General features: G+C 75.5%; 2 protein-coding genes and 1 pseudogene. All 3 read left to right on the top strand.

The window, feature by feature from the left end:
• Positions 1–550, top strand: a 550-nt coding sequence (locus KBX53_RS30960) for a nitronate monooxygenase family protein (RefSeq protein WP_210863285.1), incomplete at its 5' end; no start/stop codon positions are given.
• A 67-nt stretch (positions 551–617) separates the two neighbouring features.
• Positions 618–1,709, top strand: coding sequence for an SRPBCC domain-containing protein (locus KBX53_RS30955; RefSeq protein WP_210863283.1), 1,092 nt, complete (start codon positions 618–620; stop codon positions 1,707–1,709).
• A gap of 13 nt (positions 1,710–1,722) precedes the next feature.
• A pseudogene (locus KBX53_RS30950) lies at positions 1,723–2,075 on the top strand (hypothetical protein); the annotation flags it as partial.

Here is a 2,075-nt window from a genome sequence, read left to right as displayed (position 1 = left end):
GGTGCAGGGCACCGAGGCCGGTGGGCATCGTGGCGGCCTGCCGGACGACGACGACTACGGGGTGCTGCCGCTGCTCCGGCTGACCGCCGCCCGCTGTGACCGGCCGCTGGTGGCCGCGGGCGGCCTCGTCGACGGTCCCGCGGTGGCCGCCGTGCTGGCCGCCGGCGCCGCCGCCGCGCAACTCGGCACGGCCTTCCTGCGCTGCCCGGAGGCGGGCAGCTCGCCGATGCACCGGGCGGCGGTGGCCGGTGCCACGCCGACCGCGTTGACCCGGTCGTACACCGGTAAGCGGGCCCGTGGGGTGGCCAACGACTTCCTGCGCCAACACGACGCGGTGGCACCGCGCGGTTACCCCCAGGTGCTCCACCTGACGCGCCCACTGCTGGCCGCCGCCCGGCGCGACGGGGACGCGTCGGTGGCCAACCTGTGGGCCGGGCAGGCCCACCCGCTGGCCCGGGACCTGCCGGCGGCGCAGGTGGTCGCCGAGGTGAGTGCCGACGCCCGGGCCGCGCTGGCCACAGTGGTCGCACGGTCCGCTCGCTGGGGCTGATCAGGGCGCCGGCAACCGGCTCGGGCGGGCGGGACAGGCCCGGCGGGCAACCGGTTAGAGTCTCGCCGTGATCGAGATCGGTGCGCAGGTCGACCTGTCCCACCCGGCTGAGCGGGTCTGGCTCGCCCAGACCGACCGGCAGTTGCTCGGCCGGTGGTTCGCCGAGGCCGAGACGGTCGAGGGCGTGCCGGACCGGCTGCTGCTGCACACCGCCGGCCTGCCCGGCTTCGACGCCAACGTCGAGGTCGAGGTGACCGAGCGACAGGAGCCGGACCTCCTCGTGCTGTCCTGCGACGAGGCTGGCCGGCTCAGCGAGCTGACCTGCACGGTCACCGCCACCAAGCAGGGCTGCCGGTTGGAGCTCCGGGAGGTCAGCACGCACGGCGCGTGGTCCGGCGAGCAGCACGAGCCCCGTGAGCAACAGCTGCGGCAGGCGCTCACCGTGCGGCTGCCGGCCATTCTCGACTGGCTCGCCTTCCAGCAGGTCGACCTGCGCCGCGCCGACGGTGGGATGACAGCGGAACTGCCGGTGCTCGGCGTACGCGGCGGGGCCGGCCGCAACCCCCGCCGGCGTCGCACGCTGGTCGCCGTTGTGGCCGGGGCGGTGCTGCTGGCCGGGACAGCGGCCTGGGTGACGTTGCCGCCCGACCCGGAGCCGGTCGCCGCGCCCGCACCGGCCCCCAGCGCGTCGCCGACGGTGACCCCGGCCCGGAGCACCGTCGCGCCCACGGCGACCCCCTCGGCGCGCCCCACGCGGGTCACCGCGTCACCGACCACCCGGCCGAGCCGGACCCCGTCGGCGAAGCCCTCGCGCACCACCGAGTCGGCTGCGCCACCCCCGCCACCGACGCCCATGACGGCCCGCTACCAGACCGACTCCAGCCGGCTGTTCGGCTACACCGGCGAGATCGTGGTCGGCAATCCCGGCACCGCCGCGGTGGCGGACTGGGCGGTGGTGGTCACCCTCGCCGAGGGCACCACAGTCGACGACGTGGACGGCGCGAACTGGCGACCGGACAAACGGGTGATCACTTTCACCGGAACCGCCGTGCCGGCCGGGGGATCCCAGACGATCAGCTGCGACGTCCGCGACAGCCGGCCGAAGGCCCGGGAGCCGGAGAGCTGCACGATCGGCGGGCAACAGTGCGCCGGCCTCTGACTAGGCTGCCGTCATGGCACTGCTGCACAGGGCGACCCTGCACCCCACGAAGCTGAACCTGCTGACGGCCTGGCTGCCCGACCGACAATGGTTCGCCGGACCGACCGGCGTCGAGGTGGTGAGCCGGGGCGCCTACCGCTTCGACGACCCGGCCGGCGAGGTCGGCATCGAGACGATGCTGGTCGCCGCCGCCGACGGGCCGGTCCACCAGGTCCCCCTCACCTACCGCGCCACCCCTCTCGACGGTGCCGAGCAGTGGCTGGTCGGCACCACCGAGCACTCGGCGCTCGGCCGACGCTGGGTGTACGACGGCTGCGCCGACCCGGTGTACGCCGCCGCGCTCGCCCACGCGATCCTCACCGGTGG

Source organism: Micromonospora sp. M51, from assembly GCF_018070305.1.
Classification (GTDB): domain Bacteria; phylum Actinomycetota; class Actinomycetes; order Mycobacteriales; family Micromonosporaceae; genus Micromonospora; species Micromonospora parva.
The sequence above is the reverse complement of the archived record's forward strand: the minus strand, read 5'-3'. Positions and strand labels throughout refer to the sequence as shown.